18 protein-coding genes are annotated in these 18,639 nt (G+C 69.3%); 12 read left to right on the top strand and 6 right to left on the bottom strand.

The window, feature by feature from the left end; translation table 11 throughout:
- Positions 1 to 143: 143 nt before the first annotated feature.
- From AXW62_RS11850 to AXW62_RS11835, 4 genes are all read right to left on the bottom strand, one after another.
- Positions 144 to 914 (bottom strand): succinate dehydrogenase/fumarate reductase iron-sulfur subunit, encoded by a 771-nt coding sequence (locus AXW62_RS11850; protein ID WP_060944471.1) that lies wholly within the window; start codon positions 912 to 914, stop codon positions 144 to 146.
- Complete coding sequence (locus AXW62_RS11845; protein ID WP_060944470.1) at positions 911 to 2,866, bottom strand: fumarate reductase/succinate dehydrogenase flavoprotein subunit; 1,956 nt, start codon at positions 2,864 to 2,866, stop codon at positions 911 to 913. Before AXW62_RS11845 ends, AXW62_RS11850 begins: the two co-directional genes overlap by 4 nt.
- Before the next feature lie 15 nt (positions 2,867 to 2,881).
- Positions 2,882 to 3,727 (bottom strand): succinate dehydrogenase subunit SdhC, encoded by an 846-nt coding sequence (sdhC, locus tag AXW62_RS11840; protein ID WP_060944469.1) that lies wholly within the window; start codon positions 3,725 to 3,727, stop codon positions 2,882 to 2,884.
- A gap of 75 nt (positions 3,728 to 3,802) precedes the next feature.
- On the bottom strand, positions 3,803 to 4,087 hold the full coding sequence (locus tag AXW62_RS11835) for an Rv0250c family protein (RefSeq protein ID WP_060944468.1): 285 nt from the start codon (positions 4,085 to 4,087) through the stop codon (positions 3,803 to 3,805).
- Between the two features lie 307 nt (positions 4,088 to 4,394).
- Here AXW62_RS11835 and AXW62_RS11830 point away from each other — a divergent pair, with 307 nt between their 5' ends.
- From AXW62_RS11830 to AXW62_RS11800, 7 genes are all read left to right on the top strand, one after another.
- On the top strand, positions 4,395 to 6,422 hold the full coding sequence (locus AXW62_RS11830) for an ABC transporter family substrate-binding protein (protein WP_060944467.1): 2,028 nt from the start codon (positions 4,395 to 4,397) through the stop codon (positions 6,420 to 6,422).
- A gap of 301 nt (positions 6,423 to 6,723) precedes the next feature.
- A complete protein-coding gene (typA, locus tag AXW62_RS11825; RefSeq protein ID WP_060944466.1) occupies positions 6,724 to 8,619 on the top strand; it encodes a translational GTPase TypA in 1,896 nt (631 codons plus the stop codon).
- Positions 8,620 to 9,157: 538 nt separating this feature from the next.
- Positions 9,158 to 10,801, top strand: coding sequence for a peptide ABC transporter substrate-binding protein (locus AXW62_RS11820; RefSeq protein ID WP_060944465.1), 1,644 nt, complete (start codon positions 9,158 to 9,160; stop codon positions 10,799 to 10,801).
- A 149-nt stretch (positions 10,802 to 10,950) separates the two neighbouring features.
- Positions 10,951 to 11,877 carry an ABC transporter permease gene (locus AXW62_RS11815; protein ID WP_060944464.1) on the top strand — a complete coding sequence of 309 codons (927 nt, stop codon included), beginning with the start codon at positions 10,951 to 10,953 and terminating at the stop codon, positions 11,875 to 11,877.
- Positions 11,870 to 12,850: an ABC transporter permease gene (locus AXW62_RS11810; protein ID WP_060944463.1), complete on the top strand. Its 981-nt coding sequence runs from the start codon at positions 11,870 to 11,872 to the stop codon at positions 12,848 to 12,850. The genes AXW62_RS11815 and AXW62_RS11810 overlap by 8 nt, the downstream gene beginning before the upstream one ends.
- Before the next feature lie 11 nt (positions 12,851 to 12,861).
- Positions 12,862 to 13,920 (top strand): ABC transporter ATP-binding protein, encoded by a 1,059-nt coding sequence (locus AXW62_RS11805; RefSeq protein WP_060944462.1) that lies wholly within the window; start codon positions 12,862 to 12,864, stop codon positions 13,918 to 13,920.
- Positions 13,913 to 15,070 carry an ABC transporter ATP-binding protein gene (locus tag AXW62_RS11800; RefSeq protein ID WP_030822690.1) on the top strand — a complete coding sequence of 386 codons (1,158 nt, stop codon included), beginning with the start codon at positions 13,913 to 13,915 and terminating at the stop codon, positions 15,068 to 15,070. Before AXW62_RS11805 ends, AXW62_RS11800 begins: the two co-directional genes overlap by 8 nt.
- A gap of 152 nt (positions 15,071 to 15,222) precedes the next feature.
- Here the strand turns inward: AXW62_RS11800 and AXW62_RS11795 are convergent, their stop codons facing one another.
- Positions 15,223 to 15,657: an ATP-binding protein gene (locus AXW62_RS11795; protein WP_030822696.1), complete on the bottom strand. Its 435-nt coding sequence runs from the start codon at positions 15,655 to 15,657 to the stop codon at positions 15,223 to 15,225.
- 102 nt (positions 15,658 to 15,759) lie between these two features.
- Here AXW62_RS11795 and AXW62_RS11790 point away from each other — a divergent pair, with 102 nt between their 5' ends.
- The 3 genes from AXW62_RS11790 to AXW62_RS11780 all read left to right on the top strand — a co-directional run bounded on the left by AXW62_RS11790 (position 15,760) and on the right by AXW62_RS11780 (position 17,221).
- Entirely contained in the window at positions 15,760 to 16,707 is a 948-nt protein-coding gene (locus tag AXW62_RS11790) for a helix-turn-helix domain-containing protein (protein WP_252368574.1), read from the top strand.
- A 12-nt stretch (positions 16,708 to 16,719) separates the two neighbouring features.
- Positions 16,720 to 16,920 (top strand): DUF397 domain-containing protein, encoded by a 201-nt coding sequence (locus AXW62_RS11785; RefSeq protein ID WP_060944461.1) that lies wholly within the window; start codon positions 16,720 to 16,722, stop codon positions 16,918 to 16,920.
- A 100-nt stretch (positions 16,921 to 17,020) separates the two neighbouring features.
- A complete protein-coding gene (locus AXW62_RS11780) occupies positions 17,021 to 17,221 on the top strand; it encodes a DUF397 domain-containing protein (RefSeq protein WP_060944460.1) in 201 nt (66 codons plus the stop codon).
- Between the two features lie 106 nt (positions 17,222 to 17,327).
- Here the strand turns inward: AXW62_RS11780 and AXW62_RS11775 are convergent, their stop codons facing one another.
- Complete coding sequence (locus AXW62_RS11775) at positions 17,328 to 17,618, bottom strand: hypothetical protein (RefSeq protein ID WP_060944459.1); 291 nt, start codon at positions 17,616 to 17,618, stop codon at positions 17,328 to 17,330.
- A 288-nt stretch (positions 17,619 to 17,906) separates the two neighbouring features.
- Between AXW62_RS11775 and AXW62_RS11770 the strand changes: the two genes are divergently transcribed.
- Positions 17,907 to 18,182, top strand: coding sequence for a hypothetical protein (locus AXW62_RS11770; protein WP_143712703.1), 276 nt, complete (start codon positions 17,907 to 17,909; stop codon positions 18,180 to 18,182).
- A gap of 37 nt (positions 18,183 to 18,219) precedes the next feature.
- Positions 18,220 to 18,621 carry a type II toxin-antitoxin system VapC family toxin gene (locus AXW62_RS11765; RefSeq protein WP_060944457.1) on the top strand — a complete coding sequence of 134 codons (402 nt, stop codon included), beginning with the start codon at positions 18,220 to 18,222 and terminating at the stop codon, positions 18,619 to 18,621.
- The last annotated feature ends 18 nt before the right edge of the window (positions 18,622 to 18,639 follow it).

Raw genomic sequence — 18,639 nt, 5'->3', positions numbered from 1 at the left:
TCTGCCCCTGGACCCCGGGGTCTGGGGCGGAGCCCCGCACGCGGCGGAGCCGCATATCGTCAGGTGTCGGGAAGGGACGGGGAGGGGAGCAGCCCGCCGCAGGCGTCACACCCCGTCGGACACCCCTAAGCGCCCCAGCGGAGCTACTGCCCCCGGCGGCGGATCTTGTTGCCGAGCCAGACCAGCGGGTCGTACTTACGGTCCACCGCCCGCTCCTTGAGCGGGATCAGCGCATTGTCGGTGATCTTGATCTGTTCGGGGCAGACCTCCGTACAGCACTTGGTGATGTTGCAGTAGCCCAGACCGTGCTCCTCCTGGGCGGCGCGCTTGCGGTCCAGCCCGGCCTCGGCCGCCCCGTCCAGCGGATGCATGTCCAGCTCCGCGACCCGCATCAGGAATCGCGGCCCGGCGAACGCCTCCTTGTTCTCCTCGAAGTCGCGCACCACATGGCAGGTGTCCTGGCACAGGAAGCATTCGATGCACTTGCGGAACTCCTGCGACCGCCCCACGTCCTCCTGCCACATCCGGTACTCGCCCGGCCCCAGCCCCTCCGGCGGCACGAAGGACGGCACCTCACGGGCCTTGGCGTAGTTGAAGGACACATCCGTCACCAGGTCCCGCACCACCGGGAAGGCCCGCAGCGGGGTGATGGTGATCGTCTCGTCCCGGTCGTACACCGACATCCGGGTCATGCACAGCAGCCGGGGCCGGCCGTTGACCTCGGCGCTGCACGAACCGCACTTGCCCGCCTTGCAGTTCCAGCGGACCGCCAGATCGGGAGCCTGGGTCGCCTGCAGCCGGTGGACGATGTCGAGGACGACCTCGCCCTCGTTGACCTCGACGCGGAAGTCGCGCAGACCGCCGCCGTCCCGGTCGCCCCGCCACACCCGGAAGTGGGCCTCATACGCGTTCACTGGGTCAGCTCCTCGTCCGTCAGGTACTTCACCAGCTCGTCCTTCTCGAACAGGTTGAGCAGATCGGGCCGGATGGGCGGCATCTCCCGCCGCTCGAGCCGGATCTGGCCGTGCCCGGTGTCGGGTGCCGCCAGGCCGCCCGAGGGGTCGGAGAGCCGGCACAGCAGAAGGACCCGCCGCCATTCGCGGTCCATCTCCGGCCAGTCGTCGCGGGTGTGCCCGCCGCGGCTCTCGGTCCGCTCCAGCGCGGCCCGTGCCACGCACTCGCTGACCAGCAGCATGTTGCGCAGATCGATCGCCAGGTGCCAGCCGGGGTTGAACTGCCGGTGCCCCTCGACCCCGGCGCGGCGCGCCCGGACCCGCAGATCGGCCAGCCGGTGCAGCGCCTCCTCCATCTCCCCGGCCCTTCTGATGATCCCCACCAGGTCGTTCATCGACTGCTGAAGCTCCTGGTGGAGGGTGTACGGGTTCTCCGGCGGCCCGGCCGGCCCCGCCGTCTCCGGCGGTTCGCCGGCCTCGGCGCTGAACGGCCGCAGCGCCTCGGCCGCCGCCAGGTCCAGCTGCGCCTCGTCCGGCACCGGGCGGGCGCCGGAGGCCGCGACCCGCCGCGCGTAGCGGGCCGCGTGGAGCCCGGCGCGGCGCCCGAAGACCAGCAGATCGGAGAGGGAGTTGCCGCCGAGCCGGTTGGAGCCGTGCATTCCGCCCGCGACCTCGCCCGCGGCGAACAGTCCGGGCACCCCGGTCGCGGCCGCGGTCTCCGGGTCCACGTCCACCCCGCCCATCACGTAGTGGCAGGTCGGGCCCACCTCCATGGGCTCGGCGGTGATGTCGACGTCCGCCAGCTCCATGAACTGGTGGTACATCGAGGGCAGCCGCCGCTTGACGGTCTCGGGGGACATCCGGGTGGAGACGTCGAGGAAGACCCCGCCGTGCGGGGAGCCGCGGCCCGCCTTCACCTCGGTGTTGATGGCGCGGGCCACCTCGTCGCGGGGGAGCAGCTCGGGCGGGCGGCGGTTGTGGTCCGGATCCTCGTACCAGCGGTCGGCCTCGTCCTCGGACTGGGCGTACTTGTCCCGGAACACGTCCGGGATGTAGTCGAACATGAACCGCTTGCCCTCGCTGTTGCGCAGCACCCCGCCGTCGCCGCGCACCGACTCGGTGACCAGGAGCCCCTTGACCGAGGGCGGCCAGACCATACCGGTCGGATGGAACTGCACGAACTCCATGTTGATCAGCGGGGCGCCGGCGAGCAGCGCCAGCGCGTGGCCGTCGCCGGTGTACTCCCAGGAGTTGGTGGTCACCTTGAAGGACTTGCCGATGCCGCCGGTGGCCAGCACCACGGCCGGGGCCTGGAGGGCGAAGAAGCGGCCGGACTCGCGCTCGTAGCCGAAGACACCGGCGACCCGGTCGCCGTCCTTGATGATCCGGGTGACCGTGCACTCCTGGAAGACCTTCAGCCGGGACTCGTAGTCGCCGGTCGCGGCCTTGTCCTCCTGCTGGAGGGAGACGACCTTCTGCTGGAGGGTGCGGATCAGCTCCAGCCCGGTGCGGTCCCCGACATGGGCGAGGCGGGGGTACTCATGGCCGCCGAAGTTCCGCTGGGAGATCTTCCCCTCCGGGGTGCGGTCGAAGAGCGCGCCCCAGGTCTCCAGCTCCCAGACCCGGTCCGGAGCCTCCTGGGCGTGCAGCTCGGCCATCCGCCAGTGGTTGAGGAACTTGCCCCCGCGCATGGTGTCGCGGAAGTGCACCTGCCAGTTGTCGCGTTCGTTGACGTTGCCCATGCAGGCGGCGATGCCGCCCTCGGCCATCACCGTATGGGCCTTGCCGAACAGCGATTTGCAGATGACGGCGCAGCGCATGCCCTGTTCGCGGGCCTCGATCGCGGCCCGCAGCCCGGCGCCGCCCGCGCCGATCACGACCACGTCCCACGCCTGCCGCTCGACTTGCGTCATCGATGAGCACCTCTCCTAGAAAAAGCGGGGATCGTCGAAGGCACCGCTCGCCAGCAGATAGACGTAGAAGTCCGCGACGGCGACGCTGATCAGAGAGGCCCAGGCGAGCTGCATATGGCGCATGTTGAGTTCGCTGACCCAGCCCCAGAGCCGGTAGCGCACCGGATGCCGGGAGAAGTTCTTCAGCCGGCCGCCGACGATATGGCGGCAGGAGTGGCAGGAGAGGGTGTACGCCCAGATCAGCGCGATGTTGACGAGCAGCACCAGCGTGCCCAGACCCATATGGCCCCAGCGGCCGTGCTCGTCCCGGAAGCCGAGCACGGTGTCATAGGTGAGGATCCCCGCGACGATCACCGCGAAGTAGAAGAAGTAGCGGTGGACGTTCTGCAGGATCAGCGGGAAGCGGGTCTCGCCGGTGTACCTGGCGCGCGGCTCGGCGACGGCGCACGCGGGCGGTGAGGCCCAGAAGCCCCGGTAATACGCCTTGCGGTAGTAGTAGCAGGTGAGCCGGAAGCCCAGCGGGAAGATCAGGATCAGCAGCGCGGGGGACAGGCCCCACCACGCGCCGAAGATCTCCCAGTTGGCACCGCCCTTCATCGGCACGCAGTTCTGCGCGATACAGGGCGAGTAGAAGGGGGAGACGTACGGCTCGGCGTAGTAGTCGTCCCCCGCGAAGGCCCGCCAGGTGGAGTAGACGACGAACGCGAACAGCCCGGCGGCGGTGACCGCGGGGGCCAGCCACCAGCGGTCGGTGCGCAGGTGGCGGGCGGGAATGGCGGCGCGTGCGGTGCTGTGCACCCCGTGCGGGGCCATCTTGCGGCGGGCGGGCGTGGCGGCTTGGGGATCGGTGCCTGTGGCCAAGGGGAACTCCGCGGTGGAGTGGTGTGGGGGGACGACGGGGGCGCGCCCCGAGGACGGGGGCGCGCCGGGCCGTCCCTAGGGCGCGTGGCGATCGCGTGCGCCGAGGCCCTCGTCGTCGACGTCCGACCACAGCGCACTGTTGTACGGCACGTCGGGAACCGGAACCATCTCGGGGCGTGATCGCTCCTCGGGAGCCGTCTCGCGCAGCAGGGCGAGGCTTTCGCGCAGGTGGTCCGCGTCGGTGCGGACCCGGCGTATCTCCAGCCCGCCGGCGCCGACCCGCTGCTCCAGCCGGGACACGGAGCGGACCAGGTCATCGAGACAGCGTTGGACGGCCGTCAAGTCGTCGTTCAAGGACATGACTTGCCCTCACTTCCGCGGTTGCGGTTGGCGACGCTCATGCGACAGCGAGTGTTGCGCGGCACGGTCGTGGTTGTGAAGGGATCTGTCGGGATTGGCGGAGCCACCGGCGCGATTCCGCCGCCGCGCACCGGAGTGCGCGCCCGTCGTATTGATCCGGTCGGGTGATCCTTTCCCCTCATGGCCGTCTCCGTGACCGTTTCGGCGTGCTGCCCCATGAACCGTCGCTTTGAGTGAGGAGTATATGCGATCAGCGTCACACTATGCCAAATGCGCATATATCCGTCACCCTGCGGAGGTACGAGCCATGCCCATCGCCAAGCGCCGCCGCGCCATGCTGCTCGCTGCGGGAGTGATGCTGCCGCTGCCCGTACTGACCGGTTGCAGCTCGGAGGACGACGGCCCGCCGCCGCCCGCCGCCTGGGACATCGCCTCCGCGCCGCGCACCGGGACCACCGGTTCCGGAACCCTGCGCTGGGCCCTGGACGCGACGCCCGCCACCTTCAACGCCTTCCAGAAGTCCGCCGACACGGGCACCCAGCGGATCGCGGGCGCCGTGCTGCCCTCCCTCTACACCCTCGACGCCCGGGGCAAGCCGCAGCGCAACGGCGACTATCTGACCGGTGCCGACGTCACCTCCTCCGAGCCCAGACAGGTCGTGGTCTACAAGCTCAACCCCAAGGCGGTGTGGAGCGACGGGCGCCCGATCGGCGCGGAGGACTTCCAGGCCCAGTGGAAGGCGCTGAGGGGGACCGACGCGGCGTACGGGAGGGCACGCAACGCCGGATACGACCGGATCGCCAAGATCGAACCCGGCGACAAGGAGCACGAGGTCAAGGTCACCTTCGCCAAGCGGTACACCGACTGGCGGTCGCTGTTCACCCCGCTGTACCCGAAGAGCGTGATGGCCAACCCGGCGGTCTTCGCCGCACCGGCCCGCAAGGGGCTCGCGGTCGGGGCCGGGCCCTTCATGGTGCGCCAGGTCACCGACACCTCGGTCACCCTCGTCCGCAACCCCCGCTGGTGGGGCGACCGGGCGCGACTGAGCCGGGTGCTCTTCCGGACGGTGCCGGCCGAGAAGCGGGCCGAGGCCCTGATCGCGGGGCAGCTGGACCTGGCCGAGGTGGACGGGGCCACCGCCCGGCGCATCCGGGCCGCCACCCCGGACAAGCAGGCCGCGGGCGCCGCCCGCGGCTCCTCGGCCCCGGGCAAGGCGGGGGCGCCGGAGCCGTCCGCCTCCGGCACCGCTGAGACCGCCGGCGCCAACGGGGCCTCGGGCACCTCCGGCGCCTCGGTCACGGACAAGAACCGGTCGCGGACCCGGGCGCTGAGCAGGTTCACCGTGCGCAAGGCCCTGGAGCCCGCCTACACCCAGCTCGCCCTCAACGGCACCAAGGGCCCGCTCGCCGATGACCGGGTGCGCCGCGCGGTGGCCCGCGCGATCGACCGCAAGGCCCTCGCGAAGCTGGTGCTGAAGCCGATGGGGCTGCCGTCCGAGCCGCTCGGCAACCATCTGCTGATGGCGGGCCAGCCGGGTTACCAGGATCACAGCGGCGCCCTCGGCGATCCGGACGCGAACGCCGCGCAATCGCTGCTGGCCGACGCGGGCTGGCGGGCGGGCGAGGCCGGCCGGCAGAAGGCGCTCGGCGGGAAGACGGACGACCGGGGCGGACGGCAGAGCGCCCCGACCGCCACCGCTTCCGCCACGGACACCGCCACCGAATCCGGCACTGGGCGCCCCTCCGGGGCCGCCCCCGCCGCCGGTGACGCCGGACGGCGGGGGCGGGCCGGGAAGGCCGCGCTCGTCAGGAAGCAGGGACGGCCGCTGGTGCTGCGCTTCGTCCTCCCGGACGACCGGAGCGGCGCCCAGCTGCGCACGGTCGGCGAGCGCATCGCGCGGATGCTGGAGAAGATCGGCGTCGGGACCGAGATCACCAAGGTTCCGGGCGAGAGCTACTTCCGGGACCACATCGTCACCGGCGACTACGACCTGGCCCTCTACTCCTGGCCCGCCTCCGCCTACCCGGCCACCGACGCCCGCCCGATCTACGCCAAGCCCCAGCCGGCGGCGGACGGCTCCCTGATGGTGGAGCAGAACTACACCCGGGTGGGCACCGACCAGATCGACCAGTTCTTCGACCAGGCGCTGTCCGAGCTGGACGGCGGCGCCTCCCGCTCCCTGGTCAGCCGCGCGGACGCCCGGATCTGGGCGGCGGCCGGATCGATTCCGCTCTACCAGCGGCCCCAGCTGGTCGCGGTGCGCAAGGGCCTGGTGAACGCGGGCGCCTTCGGCTTCGCCACCCCCCGCTACCAGGACATCGGCTTCCGCCGCTAGCCGGGACCTGGGCGGGACGGCGGCCCGGCGGCGGGCTGACGGCGGCCCGGCGGCGGACCGGCGGAAAGGACCGGTGGCGGCCCGGCGGCGGACCAGAGGAAAGGACCGGCGGCGGCCCGGCGTCCGGCCGACCGGCACCCGGAACGACCAGCGCGGACAGGGCGCGGGGACGGGCTGCGGCATCCGTCCCCGCGCCGTCCCCGTACCATGGGGGTGAGGCCGAGGCGTGATCAGCCCGGCGGAAGGCGCGCCGCACAAGGAGCGCGCCGCCACCCACGAAACCGGGAGAAGCGCGCTCGTTATGCCCACGCGCCACGACATCCGTAACGTCGCCATCGTCGCCCACGTCGACCACGGCAAGACGACCCTCGTCGACGCCATGCTCAAGCAGGCGGGCGCGTTCGCCGCCCACCAGCAGGTGGACGACCGGGTCATGGACTCGAACGACCTGGAGCGCGAGAAGGGCATCACCATTCTCGCGAAGAACACCGCCGTGAAGTACCACCCGGCGGACGGCGGCGAGCCCGTCACCATCAACATCATCGACACCCCCGGCCACGCCGACTTCGGCGGTGAGGTCGAGCGCGGTCTGTCCATGGTCGACGCGGTCGTCCTGCTGGTGGACGCCTCCGAGGGGCCGCTGCCGCAGACCCGCTTCGTGCTGCGCAAGGCGCTCCAGGCCAAGCTGCCGGTGATCCTGTGCATCAACAAGACGGACCGTCCGGACTCCCGGATCGACGAGGTCGTCAACGAGGCGTACGACCTCTTCCTGGACCTGGACGCGACCGAGGAGCAGATCGAGTTCCCGATCGTCTACGCCTGCGCCCGTGACGGCGTGGCCTCGCTGACCAAGCCGGAGGACGGCACCGTCCCGGCCGACAGCGACAGCCTCGAGCCGTTCTTCTCCACCCTCCTGCAGACCGTCCCGGCGCCCGAGTACGACGCGACCGCGCCGCTCCAGGCCCATGTCACCAACCTGGACGCGGACAACTTCCTCGGCCGTATCGCGCTGCTCAGGGTCGAGCAGGGCGAGCTGAAGAAGGGGCAGACGGTCGCGTGGATCAAGCGCGACGGCACCGTCTCCAACGTCCGGATCACCGAGCTGCTGATGACCGAGGCGCTCACCCGCAAGCCCGCCGAGGTGGCCGGGCCCGGTGACATCTGCGCGGTCGCGGGCATCCCCGACATCATGATCGGTGAGACCCTGGCCGACCCGGAGAACCCGGTCGCGCTGCCGCTGATCACCGTCGACGAGCCCGCCATCTCCATGACCATCGGCACCAACACCTCCCCGCTGGTCGGCCGCGGCCCCGGCGGCAAGGGCGCGGACAAGTCGGCGGTCAAGGACCGGAAGGTCACCGCGCGGCTGGTCAAGGACCGCCTCGACCGCGAGCTGATCGGCAACGTCTCGCTGCGCGTGCTGCCCACCGACCGCCCGGACGCCTGGGAGGTGCAGGGGCGGGGCGAGCTGGCGCTGGCGATCCTGGTGGAGACCATGCGCCGGGAGGGCTTCGAGCTGACCGTCGGCAAGCCGCAGGTGGTCACCCGCGAGATCGACGGCAAGGTCCACGAGCCGATCGAGCGCATCACCATCGACGTGCCCGAGGAGCACATGGGCGCGGTCACCCAGCTCATGGGCACCCGCAAGGGCCGGATGGACAACATGTCCAACCACGGCTCCGGCTGGGTCCGCATGGAGTTCATCGTCCCCTCCCGCGGTCTGATCGGCTTCCGCACCGAGTTCCTGACCGCGACCCGCGGCACCGGTATCGCGCACTCCATCCACGAGGGCCACGAGCCGTGGTTCGGCGAGCTGAAGACGCGGAACAACGGCTCGCTGGTCGCCGACCGGGCGGGCGCGGTGACCGCCTTCGCGATGACCAACCTCCAGGAGCGCGGCACGCTGTTCGTCTCGCCGGGCACCGAGGTGTACGAGGGCATGATCGTCGGCGAGAACTCCCGCTCCGACGACATGGACGTCAACATCACCAAGGAGAAGAAGCTCACCAACATGCGGTCCTCCACCGCGGATGTGACCGAGTCGCTGGTCCCGCCGCGGCTGCTCTCGCTCGAGCAGTCCCTGGAGTTCTGCCGCGACGACGAGTGCGTCGAGGTGACGCCGGAGACGGTGCGGATCCGCAAGGTGGTGCTGGACCAGAAGGAGCGCGCCCGCACCGCCGCCCGCGCCAAGCGCTGACGCGTACGTCCGCGCGCCGGGCGAGGACGCCTGCCGCGCCGGGCGCGGACGCCCCGCGCGGGCGCCCCGTGTGCACCTGGACACCGGTCACGGAGCGTAGCCGCTCCACCGTGCGTCCGTGAGCTGTCCATGGCCCGGATCCACCGCCTTCCCGGCGGGGGTCCGGGCCGTTTGCCATGTCAGGAAGGTGCCAGTCAAGCGGTTATCCGGATTCGCGTGTCCGGATATCGGTGTTCGGGCTCCGCATGATGTGTTAACAGTCCGTTTCGCGTGTGTCTGTCTGGGGCAGTTTTGTCCGGATTTCGAGGCTCCGCGCGTAGATGCTGTGACCAAAGCGAGACCCATAAGGTGTGGTTTAAGGGCCGGACGTGCTCAATCATGGGGTCCATTGAGCTCGGGTCAATGGGTCACACGCTGTGGGGAGCGCGGACCTACGAGCGCATCTGGGGGGTTCCGGTCCCTTTCGCTGTCAGGGGTGTCAGCGTGTCTCCGGGCGCCCCCTCTCGTAGTGACAGTGGACTCCTGAGGAGGCAAACCCATGCGCGGTGCCAAGAGCGCCAAGTGGGTCGCGTTGGCAGCAGTTGTGGCGCTGGCCGCGACCGCCTGTGGTGGCAGCGACAGCGACAGCGGCAGCAATGACATGAACAAGGGCGAGGCGGACCCGAACGGGATCATCACCGCCCAGCTCGGCGAGCCGCAGAACCCGCTGCAGCCGGCGAACGCCAAGGAGAGCCAGGGCAGCCGTGTGCTCCGGCAGATCTTCGCCGGGCTGGTGGACTACCAGCCGGGCACCGGCAAGCTGGTGTACGTCAACGCCGAGTCCGTCACACCCAACAAGGACTCCTCCGTCTGGACCGTCAAGCTCAAGCCGGGCTGGAAGTTCCACAACGGCGAGACCGTGACCGCCAAGTCCTACGTGGACTCCTGGAACTGGTCGGCCAACGTCGAGAACAACCAGACCAACTCCAGCTGGTTCCAGGACATCAAGGGCTACTCGGACGTCCACCCGGACAAGGGCAAGCCGAAGGCCGACAAGATGTCCGGCCTCAAGGTCGTCAACGACAACGAGTTCAAGATCGAGCTGACCGGCCCGGTCTCGTACTTCGCCTACAAGCTGGGCTACGACGTGTGGTCCCCGCTGCCCACCGGCTTCTTCAAGGACCCCAAGGGCTTCGGTGAGAAGCCGGTCGGCAACGGTCCCTACAAGTTCGTCTCCTGGGACCACAAGAAGCTGATCAAGGTCCGGAAGTTCGACGGCTACCAGGGCCCGAACAAGGCCAAGAACGGCGGCATCGACTTCAAGAACTACACCACCGCCGACGCGGCCTACTCGGACCTGCGCTCGAACAACCTCGACTGGATCGAGCAGGTGCCGACCACCGCGCTCACCAACTACAAGAGCGACCTGGGCAGCCGCGCGATCGACGAGGAGTACTCGGCGGTCCAGTCGATCGTCCCGGCCTTCTACACCAAGCAGTTCAAGGACATCGACCCCAAGGTCATCCAGGGTCTGTCGATGGCGATCGACCGTGACACGATCACCAAGACCGTGCTCCACGGCTCCCGCACCCCGGCCGACAGCTATGTCGCCCGCGGCGTCCTCGGCTACAAGGCCGGCGCGCTGAAGGAGCAGGTCACCTACGACCCGGCCAAGGCCAAGGCGCTCATCAAGGAGGGCGGCGGGGTCCCGGGCAACAAGATCTCCATCCAGTACAACGCCGACCAGGACCACAAGCCCTGGGTGGACGCGGTCTGCAACAGCATCCGCAAGGCCACCGGCGTCGAATGCGTCGGCGACTCCAAGCCCGACTTCCAGGCCGACCTGAACGCGCGTGACAAGCACCAGGTCAAGTCGATGTACCGGGGTGGCTGGGTGCTCGACTACCCGGTCAACTCGAACTTCATGAGGGACCTCTACGGCTCCAAGGCGGCCGGCAACACCAGCGGCTACGCCAACAAGCAGTTCGACGAGCTCGCCAACAAGGCCGACAAGGCCGCCACCCTGGACGAGACCGTGAAGCTCTACCAGCAGGCGGAGCAGGTCCTCGCCAAGGACATGCCGGCGATCCCGCTGTGGTTCTACAAGGTCAACAGCGGCCAGTCCAACAAGATCCTGGGCAAGATCCCCTACGGCCAGGACGGCGACCCCATCTTCACCGACGTCCAGGTGAAGAAGAAGTAATCATCGGGACCGCCGGCCGGTGCCGCCGCCTCCCCCCACCGGGGAGCGGCGGTACCGGCCCGCAGGCGTGAGGCCCGCAGCTCATCCCCCCACCCGCGTGGCGCAGACGAGACGTGGCCTTCGCCGCCCCCCAACGGCATGGAGGCATAATGGGGCGCTACGTCGCCAGGCGACTGCTCCAGATGATCCCGGTCTTCATCGGGACCACACTGATTATTTTCCTCATGGTCCACGTCCTCCCCGGTGATCCCATCCGGGCGATGTGGGGAGACAAGGCCGCGGACCCCGCACAGGTCGCGTCGCTGCGCCATGAGTTCGGGCTGGACCAGCCCCTGTGGAAGCAGTACATCGACTACATGGCCGACCTCTTCAAGGGAGACTTCGGCAAGACCTTCGGCGGCCGCCCGGTCTCCGAGGAGATGGGGATGGCCTTCCCGGTGACCCTCCGCCTCGCGGCGGTGGCCCTCACCATCGAAATGATCGTCGGCATCGGGCTCGGCGCCTGGGCCGGACTCCGGGCCGGCCGCGCCGCCGACACCGGTGTGCTGATCTTCACCCTGATCGTCATCTCGATGCCGGTCTTCGTCCTCGGCTACCTGGCCCGGTTCATCTTCGCCGACGAGCTCGGCTGGCTGCCGCCGAACGTGCAGGACTCGATGGACATCCAGCAGCTGCTGCTGCCCGGCTTCGTCCTCGCGATGCTCTCCATGGCGTATGTGGCCCGGCTCACCCGGACCACCTTCGCGGAGAACCTGCGCGCCGACTACATGCGCACCGCGCTCGCCAAGGGCCTGCCGCGCCGCCGCATCATCGGCGTCCACCTGCTGCGCAACTCGCTCATCCCGGTGATCACCTTCCTCGGCACCGACGTCGGCGCGCTGGTCGGCGGCGCGGTGGTCACCGAGGGCATCTTCAACGTCCAGGGCGTCGGCAACCTGCTGTTCAAGGCGCTCGGGCAGCGGGAGGGCACCACGATCGTCGGCGTCGTCACGATCTTCGTCCTCGTCATCCTGCTGATCAATCTGCTCGTCGACCTGCTGTACGCGGTCCTGGACCCGAGGATCCGGTATGCCTGACGTGACCAAATCCCAGTCCGGCACGGCGGTCGACACGGCGGTCGACGCCGTGGCCCCGCCGACCGAGGTGGACACCGCACCCGCCACCGGACCCGCCCCCCAGCAGAACAAGCCGCGCTCGCTGTGGGGCGATGCCTGGTTCGAGCTGCGCCACCGCCCGCTGTTCTGGATCTCGGCGGTGCTGCTGGTGCTGCTGCTGGCCATCGCGGCGTTCCCCGGTCTGTTCACCGGCGCCGACCCGCGAGACGGCGATCTGACCAACCACTTCCTGACCAAGCCGGAGCTGACCCACTTCTTCCAGGCCGACTGGTTCGGCTACGACGGCCAGGGCCGCTCCATCTACGCCCGGGTCATCTACGGCACCCGCGCCTCGATCATGGTCGGCGTCGGCGTGACCGTGGTGGTGACCCTCTTCGGCGGCCTGCTGGGCATGGTGGCCGGGTACTTCGGCGGCTGGATCGACTCGATCGTCTCCCGGATCGTCGACATCTTCTTCGGCCTGCCGTTCCTGCTCGGCTCGATGGTCGTCCTGAACGCGTTCACCGAGCGCAAGGTGTACGTGGTCATCGCGGCCCTCGCCTTCCTGGGCTGGACCACCATCGCCCGGGTGATGCGCAGTTCGGTGATCACCGCCAAGCAGGCGGACTACGTCACCGCGGCGCGGGCGCTCGGCGCCGGGACGAGCCGGATCCTCTTCCGGCACGTGCTGCCGAACGCGCTGGCCCCCACCATCGTGGTGGCCACCATCTCCCTCGGCGCGTACATCTCCGCCGAGGCCACGCTGTCCTTCCTCGGTCTCGGCCTCGCCGACCCCACCATCTCGTGGGGCATCGACATCTCCGACGCCAAGGACGCCATCCGGGACAACCCGCATGTGATGCTGTTCCCGGCCGGAATGCTGAGCCTCACCGTCTTCGCATTCATCACGCTCGGCGACGCGGTGCGCGACGCCCTCGACCCCAAGCTGCGCTGAGGAGGGCGTACGTGACCACCATCGAGAAGACCGCGGACGACGCCGCCCGCCAGGGTGCCGGCGACGACGGCACCCCGCTGCTGGAAGTCCGCGACCTGCATGTGGAGTTCCACACCCGGGACGGTGTCGCCAAGGCCGTCAACGGCGTCAACTACAGCGTCCACGCCGGTGAGACGCTCGCCGTCCTCGGCGAGTCCGGCTCCGGCAAGTCCGTGACCGCCCAGGCGATCATGGGCATCCTCGACATGCCGCCCGGGAGGATCCCGCAGGGCCAGATCCTGTTCCGGGGCGAGGACATGCTCACCATGTCGGGGGAGGAGCGCCGGAAGATCCGCGGCCGGAAGATCGCCATGATCTTCCAGGACGCCCTCTCGGCGCTGAACCCGGTGCTCTCCGTGGGCTATCAGCTCGGCGAGATGTTCCGGGTCCACCAGGGCCTGTCCAAGAAGGAGGCCAAGGCCAAGGCCATCGAGCTGATGGACCGGGTCCGCATCCCGGCGGCCAAGGAGCGGGTGAGCGACTATCCGCACCAGTTCTCCGGCGGTATGCGCCAGCGCATCATGATCGCCATGGCGCTCGCGCTGGAGCCGGACCTGATCATCGCCGACGAGCCGACCACCGCGCTGGACGTCACCGTCCAGGCTCAGGTGATGGACCTGCTCGCGGAGCTCCAGCGCGAGTTCAACATGGGTCTGATCCTGATCACCCATGACCTGGGTGTGGTGGCGGACGTCGCCGACAAGATCGCCGTGATGTACGCGGGACGGATCGTCGAGACCGCCCCGGTGCACGAGCTCTACAAGCGCCCGGCCCACCCGTACACCCGGGGCCTGCTGGACTCGATCCCGCGGCTGGACCGCAAGGGGCAGGAGCTCTACGCGATCAAGGGGCTGCCGCCCAACCTGCTCAAGATCCCCTCGGGCTGTGCCTTCAACCCGCGCTGCCCCAAGGCACAGGACATCTGCCGTACGGAGGTCCCCGCCCTGGTGCCGGTCACCGAGCAGGACGGCACGGAGCTGCCGGGCCGCGGCAGCGCCTGCCACTTCTGGAAGGAGACCCTCCATGGCTGACGCCGAGAAGAACGAGACGGCCGTGGAGCCGGCCGCGGCCGCCACCCCCAACGTCACCGAGGTGGAGACGGTCGACGCGGCCACCGAGGAGGAGGCGGTCGCCGCCCTCGAGGCCAAGGTCGACCGGGGAGAGCCGATCCTCCAGGTGCGCAACCTGGTCAAGCACTTCCCGCTGACCCAGGGCATCCTGTTCAAGCGGCAGATCGGCGCGGTCAAGGCGGTCGACGGCATCTCCTTCGACCTCTACCAGGGCGAGACCCTCGGCATCGTCGGCGAGTCCGGCTGCGGCAAGTCCACCGTCGCCAAGCTGCTGATGACCCTGGAGACCGCCACCGCGGGCGAGGTTTTCTACAAGGGCCAGGACATCACCAAGCTGTCGGGCCGCGCGCTGCGGGCCGTCCGCCGCAACATCCAGATGGTGTTCCAGGACCCGTACACCTCGCTCAATCCCCGCATGACGGTGGGCGACATCATCGGGGAGCCCTTCGAGATCCACCCAGAGGTGGCCCCCAAGGGCGACCGCCGCCGCAGGGTCCAGGAACTCCTGGACGTGGTGGGGCTGAACCCGGAGTACATCAACCGCTACCCCCACCAGTTCTCCGGCGGCCAGCGCCAGCGCATCGGCATCGCCCGCGGGCTCGCCCTCAACCCGGAGATCATCATCTGCGACGAGCCGGTCTCCGCGCTCGACGTCTCCGTCCAGGCACAGGTCATCAACCTGATGGAGGGGCTCCAGGACGAGTTCAACCTGTCCTACATCTTCATCGCCCACGACCTGTCCATCGTCCGGCACATCTCCGACCGGGTCGGCGTGATGTACCTGGGCAAGATGGCCGAGATCGGCTCCGACACCGAGATCTACGACCACCCGACGCACCCCTACACCCAGGCGCTGCTGTCGGCCGTCCCGGTCCCGGACCCGGAGTCGCGCGAGGGCCGCGAGCGCATCATCCTCACCGGCGACGTGCCCTCCCCGGCCAACCCGCCCTCCGGCTGCCGCTTCCGCACCCGCTGCTGGAAGGCCGAGGACAAGTGCGCCAAGGAGATCCCGCTCCTGGCCATCCCCGAGCGCTTCGCCAATACCGACTCCCCGGCGGCGCACGAATCGGCGTGCCACTTCGCGGAGGAGAAGGACGTGGTCCACGCATAGCGCTCCCGAACGACGAGGGCCGCCCGGACCGTGCACCCCACGGTCCGGGCGGCCCTCGCCGTCGTTCAGGCCCCGCCCGACTCGGGCCAATGCCGCACCCCATGCCGCACGGAACCGCTCACGCGCTCACGCCGCGACCTCACGGCGCGCGTTCATCCAGTTTGCCCCACCACGGGCGACGGGGTCAGCGTGAACCATACGGCCTTGCCGGTGACGCCCGCGTCCTTGTCGGTGTAGTCGTGCACGCCCCAGGTGTCGGAGCACGACTCGACGATCGTGAGGCCGCGCCCGCTCTCGTCCTCGGCGGCAGCCGCCCCCGGCTGCGGCAGCCCGCACCCGGAGTCCCATACGGTGACCCGGAAGCCGGACGGCGTGGGCTCCCAGTCCATGCTGACGTACGCGTCGGTGGTGGTGTTCCGGTACGCGTTGGTGACCAGCTCCGACACGAGCAGTTCGGCCGTGTCGACGATGCAGTCGAGCCGCGCCGCCCTGAGAACGTGGCGGATGGTGGCCCGTACGACGCCCACGGCGCGCGGGTCGTGGGGGATGAACAGGCCGTAGGACCAGGGCTCTTCGGGCGTGCGCATGGGGCAGCCTCCAGGTGAGTGCCTTCTGTGACTGGCGCCATACGTAAGGTAGCGACCTGTCGGGTATAGATACAACCCGGTTGGCCGGATGATGGTTACGGAGTGGACGCATCCGTCTGCGTCACGCAACACTCCCCCACGGATGAAAGGGGAATCCGCATGGGGCTCAGGGCCGATCCCACGTATCGGCAGCGCCGGTTCGGCGTCGAGGTGCGCAGGCTGCGTGAGGCGGCCGGACTGACTGTTGGCGAGGCGGCTCGGTTGGTGGGGATGCGCCAGCCGCACTTCAGCAACGTTGAGGCGGGCCGGACGAACCTGTCGGCCGAGCGGCTTCAGAAGCTGGCTCAGGCGCTCGGTAGCACATATACCTACCCCGTTGATGCTCTGCTGGCCCTGGGGCGGGCGTCTGGCAGGGGATGGTGGAGCGACTACCGTACGACCCTTGGCGCGACGCACCTCGACTTGGCAGAGCTGGAGGCAGGAGCCGTTGCTCTGCGCAACTACGAGTTGCTGTTCATCCCGGGGCTGCTCCAGACCTTCGAGTACGCGACCGCCGTGCACAGCGGCGGTTTCTCTCCAACGGTAAGTGAAGTCCGCGACTCAGCAGTGGAGTTCAGGATGCGACGGCAGAAGGTTCTGTCGGGCGAGCGGCCTCCGCAGTTCCACGCCATCATTCACGAGGCGGCGCTGCGTGTTCTCTACGGCGGTCGGGCGGTGATGCGTGATCAGCTGCTCCGGCTGATCGAGTTGTCGCGCTTGCCGAACGTCACGATCCAGATCATCCCCATCGACAACGAGGGAAGCGCGGCCTTCAGCCACCCGTTCATGGTGATCGAACCCGGCGTGGTGGAATTGGGTGCGGTGCTCGTCGACCAGGTGGGCAAGGCGCAGTTCCTCGACGAGCGCCAAGCGCTGGCCGAATATGGGGAGTCGTTCGTGAGGCTGAGTGCGCTGGCCCTGCCTCCGGTCGATGCCGAGGCTGTGCCGGAGGCTCGTACGGCGAAGGATTCCCTCGGCCTCATCCAGCACATCCTCTATCCGCTTCTCTAAGGAGAGAGCCGCATGTCTTCGCTTCCGTGGCGGAAGTCCAGCTTCAGCACGGGCGACGCCCCCAACTGCGTCGAACTCGCCCCCGACTCCGTCGGCAACCCCCACCTGCGCGAGAGCGACGACCCGGAGGTCGTCATATCCACGACCCCCGCCGCGCTCCGCGCGTTGCTGCGGGCCGTGAAGGCGGGGGAGTTGGACCGGCTCGGGGGGTGAACCTGAGCTTGCGGTGGGTTGGGGCGCAGGACTGCCGATGCCACCGCATGCCACTGTGCCAAGCTCACCGTAACCGTATGGGCTCCAGGGAGGTGCACGCGTGTCTCAGCTCACGTGGCGAAAGTCGAGCTTCAGCGAGGGTCACACTGACACCTGCGTGGAACTCGCCGCCGATTCCGCCGGTCTGCCCCACCTGCGCGAGAGCGACGACCCGGAGGTCGTCATATCCACGACCCCCGCCGCGCTCCGCGCGTTGCTGCGGGCCGTGAAGGCGGGGGAGTTGGACCGGCTCGGGGGGTGAACCCGAGCTTGCGGTGGGTTGGGGGCGCAGGGACGCCGATGCCACGGCATGTCACTGCGCCGAACCCACCGAGAAGTCACCGGCCCGGGGCTGAGCGCCGCGACGATCACTTCATCATGTAGCAGACCTTGTGGGCCGAGATCCAGACCTTGTAGGTCTTGCCGTCACGCGTGACCGTCTTGGTCTGGGCCTTCATGTCCTTGCAGTGCTTGCCCGATTTGGAGGGCGACGGTGTGGGCGAGGGCGTGGTCCCGTGCTGGGCGCTGTCCGCCTTCGTGTGCGTCACCGACGCGGTGGGCGTCGCCAGAGCGGTACCCGGGGTGGCAACGGCCGCGCCACCGGCCATCACAGCCGCCGCGGCACCGGTTGCCAGGGCGCGTACGATCGAGTTCCGCATCACGGTCACCTTCTCGGATCGTCTCGAACTGCCTTCGTTTCATTGTTCGCTCGCCCGCGGCGAGGATGCATGTCGATCAGCACGGGGCTCCGGGACGGGGCCGTAGACGGCGGCGGGGGCGGCCGTCTGCACCGGGACGATTGCGGATCCGCGGGAAAGGGGGAGCGGGTCAAGGAGCACTCCTCAGGTGTGCCGGTCCGTCGTCCCACACCCTGCCCGCCCCCTCCTTCGGGTGAACCGCCCGCAGCGGATGCCCGGAATGGGCAGTCCGCCCGTATGATCGCCGGTATGAGCCTCGAACGTGTCACCATCACGATTCCGAGCGAGACCCTGAGCGCCGCCAAGGAAGCGGCGGATCGCGAGGGCATGAGCGTTTCGGCCTGGCTCTCGCGTGCGGCAGAGCGCGCGGCCAAGATCGAGGCAGGGCTGATCGCGGCGGAAGGGGTGCTGGCGGAGATCGATCCGCCCACCCCGGAGGAGCAGGCGTGGGTGGACGCGTTCATGGACACGGTCACCCGGCCCGTCGCGGACGGCGAGTCCGGCGCCGGCGATCACGCGGCTTGATCGCGGCTTGATGGAAAAGCGCTCGGGGGGACGGCCGATGGCGGTACTGCGACCCGTTGTCTATGACGCGGGGATGCTGATCGCCGCCGAGCGGTCCCAGGTCAAGGTCTGGCGGGCCCACCGCGCCTATCTGACGGCGGGTGGTGTGCCCCAGGTGCCCGCGCCTGTGGTCGCGCAGGTGTGGCGGGACGGCGCGCGCCAAGCGCGCCTGGCGCACCTGCTCAAGGGGTGCGATGTGGCGGTCATGGACGAGACGGCGGCCCGGGAGGTCGGGGAACTGCTGGCCCGAGCGGGAACGTCCGATCCGGTGGACGGAGCCGTCGCGGTGCTCGCCGCGTGGCAGGAGGCGACGATCGTCACCTCCGACCCTGACGACATCCGGCAGTTGCTCGACCGACTCGGCAGCCGAGGCAAGCTGGTGACCGTGCAGCAGGTCTGAAGGTCGCTTCCGCGCGCC

Origin of the sequence: Streptomyces hygroscopicus subsp. hygroscopicus (assembly GCF_001553455.1) — a bacterium.
In the GTDB taxonomy this organism is placed as follows: domain Bacteria; phylum Actinomycetota; class Actinomycetes; order Streptomycetales; family Streptomycetaceae; genus Streptomyces; species Streptomyces hygroscopicus.
This window is presented reverse-complemented; position numbering and strand designations above follow the sequence as displayed.

What these genes read in the sequence shown, in the direction of transcription:
- AXW62_RS11800 (WP_030822690.1), top strand. Translation starts at nt 13,913, where the DNA reads ATGGCTGACGCCGAGAAGAACGAGACGGCCGTGGAGCCGGCCGCGGCC.
- AXW62_RS11785 (WP_060944461.1), top strand. Translation starts at nt 16,720, where the DNA reads ATGTCTTCGCTTCCGTGGCGGAAGTCCAGCTTCAGCACGGGCGACGCC.
- AXW62_RS11815 (WP_060944464.1), top strand. Translation starts at nt 10,951, where the DNA reads ATGGGGCGCTACGTCGCCAGGCGACTGCTCCAGATGATCCCGGTCTTC.
- AXW62_RS11835 (WP_060944468.1), bottom strand. Translation starts at nt 4,087, where the DNA reads ATGTCCTTGAACGACGACTTGACGGCCGTCCAACGCTGTCTCGATGAC.
- AXW62_RS11830 (WP_060944467.1), top strand. Translation starts at nt 4,395, where the DNA reads ATGCCCATCGCCAAGCGCCGCCGCGCCATGCTGCTCGCTGCGGGAGTG.
- AXW62_RS11820 (WP_060944465.1), top strand. Translation starts at nt 9,158, where the DNA reads ATGCGCGGTGCCAAGAGCGCCAAGTGGGTCGCGTTGGCAGCAGTTGTG.
- AXW62_RS11810 (WP_060944463.1), top strand. Translation starts at nt 11,870, where the DNA reads ATGCCTGACGTGACCAAATCCCAGTCCGGCACGGCGGTCGACACGGCG.
- AXW62_RS11765 (WP_060944457.1), top strand. Translation starts at nt 18,220, where the DNA reads ATGGCGGTACTGCGACCCGTTGTCTATGACGCGGGGATGCTGATCGCC.
- AXW62_RS11795 (WP_030822696.1), bottom strand. Translation starts at nt 15,657, where the DNA reads ATGCGCACGCCCGAAGAGCCCTGGTCCTACGGCCTGTTCATCCCCCAC.
- typA (WP_060944466.1), top strand. Translation starts at nt 6,724, where the DNA reads ATGCCCACGCGCCACGACATCCGTAACGTCGCCATCGTCGCCCACGTC.
- AXW62_RS11770 (WP_143712703.1), top strand. Translation starts at nt 17,907, where the DNA reads ATGAGCCTCGAACGTGTCACCATCACGATTCCGAGCGAGACCCTGAGC.
- AXW62_RS11845 (WP_060944470.1), bottom strand. Translation starts at nt 2,866, where the DNA reads ATGACGCAAGTCGAGCGGCAGGCGTGGGACGTGGTCGTGATCGGCGCG.
- AXW62_RS11775 (WP_060944459.1), bottom strand. Translation starts at nt 17,618, where the DNA reads ATGCGGAACTCGATCGTACGCGCCCTGGCAACCGGTGCCGCGGCGGCT.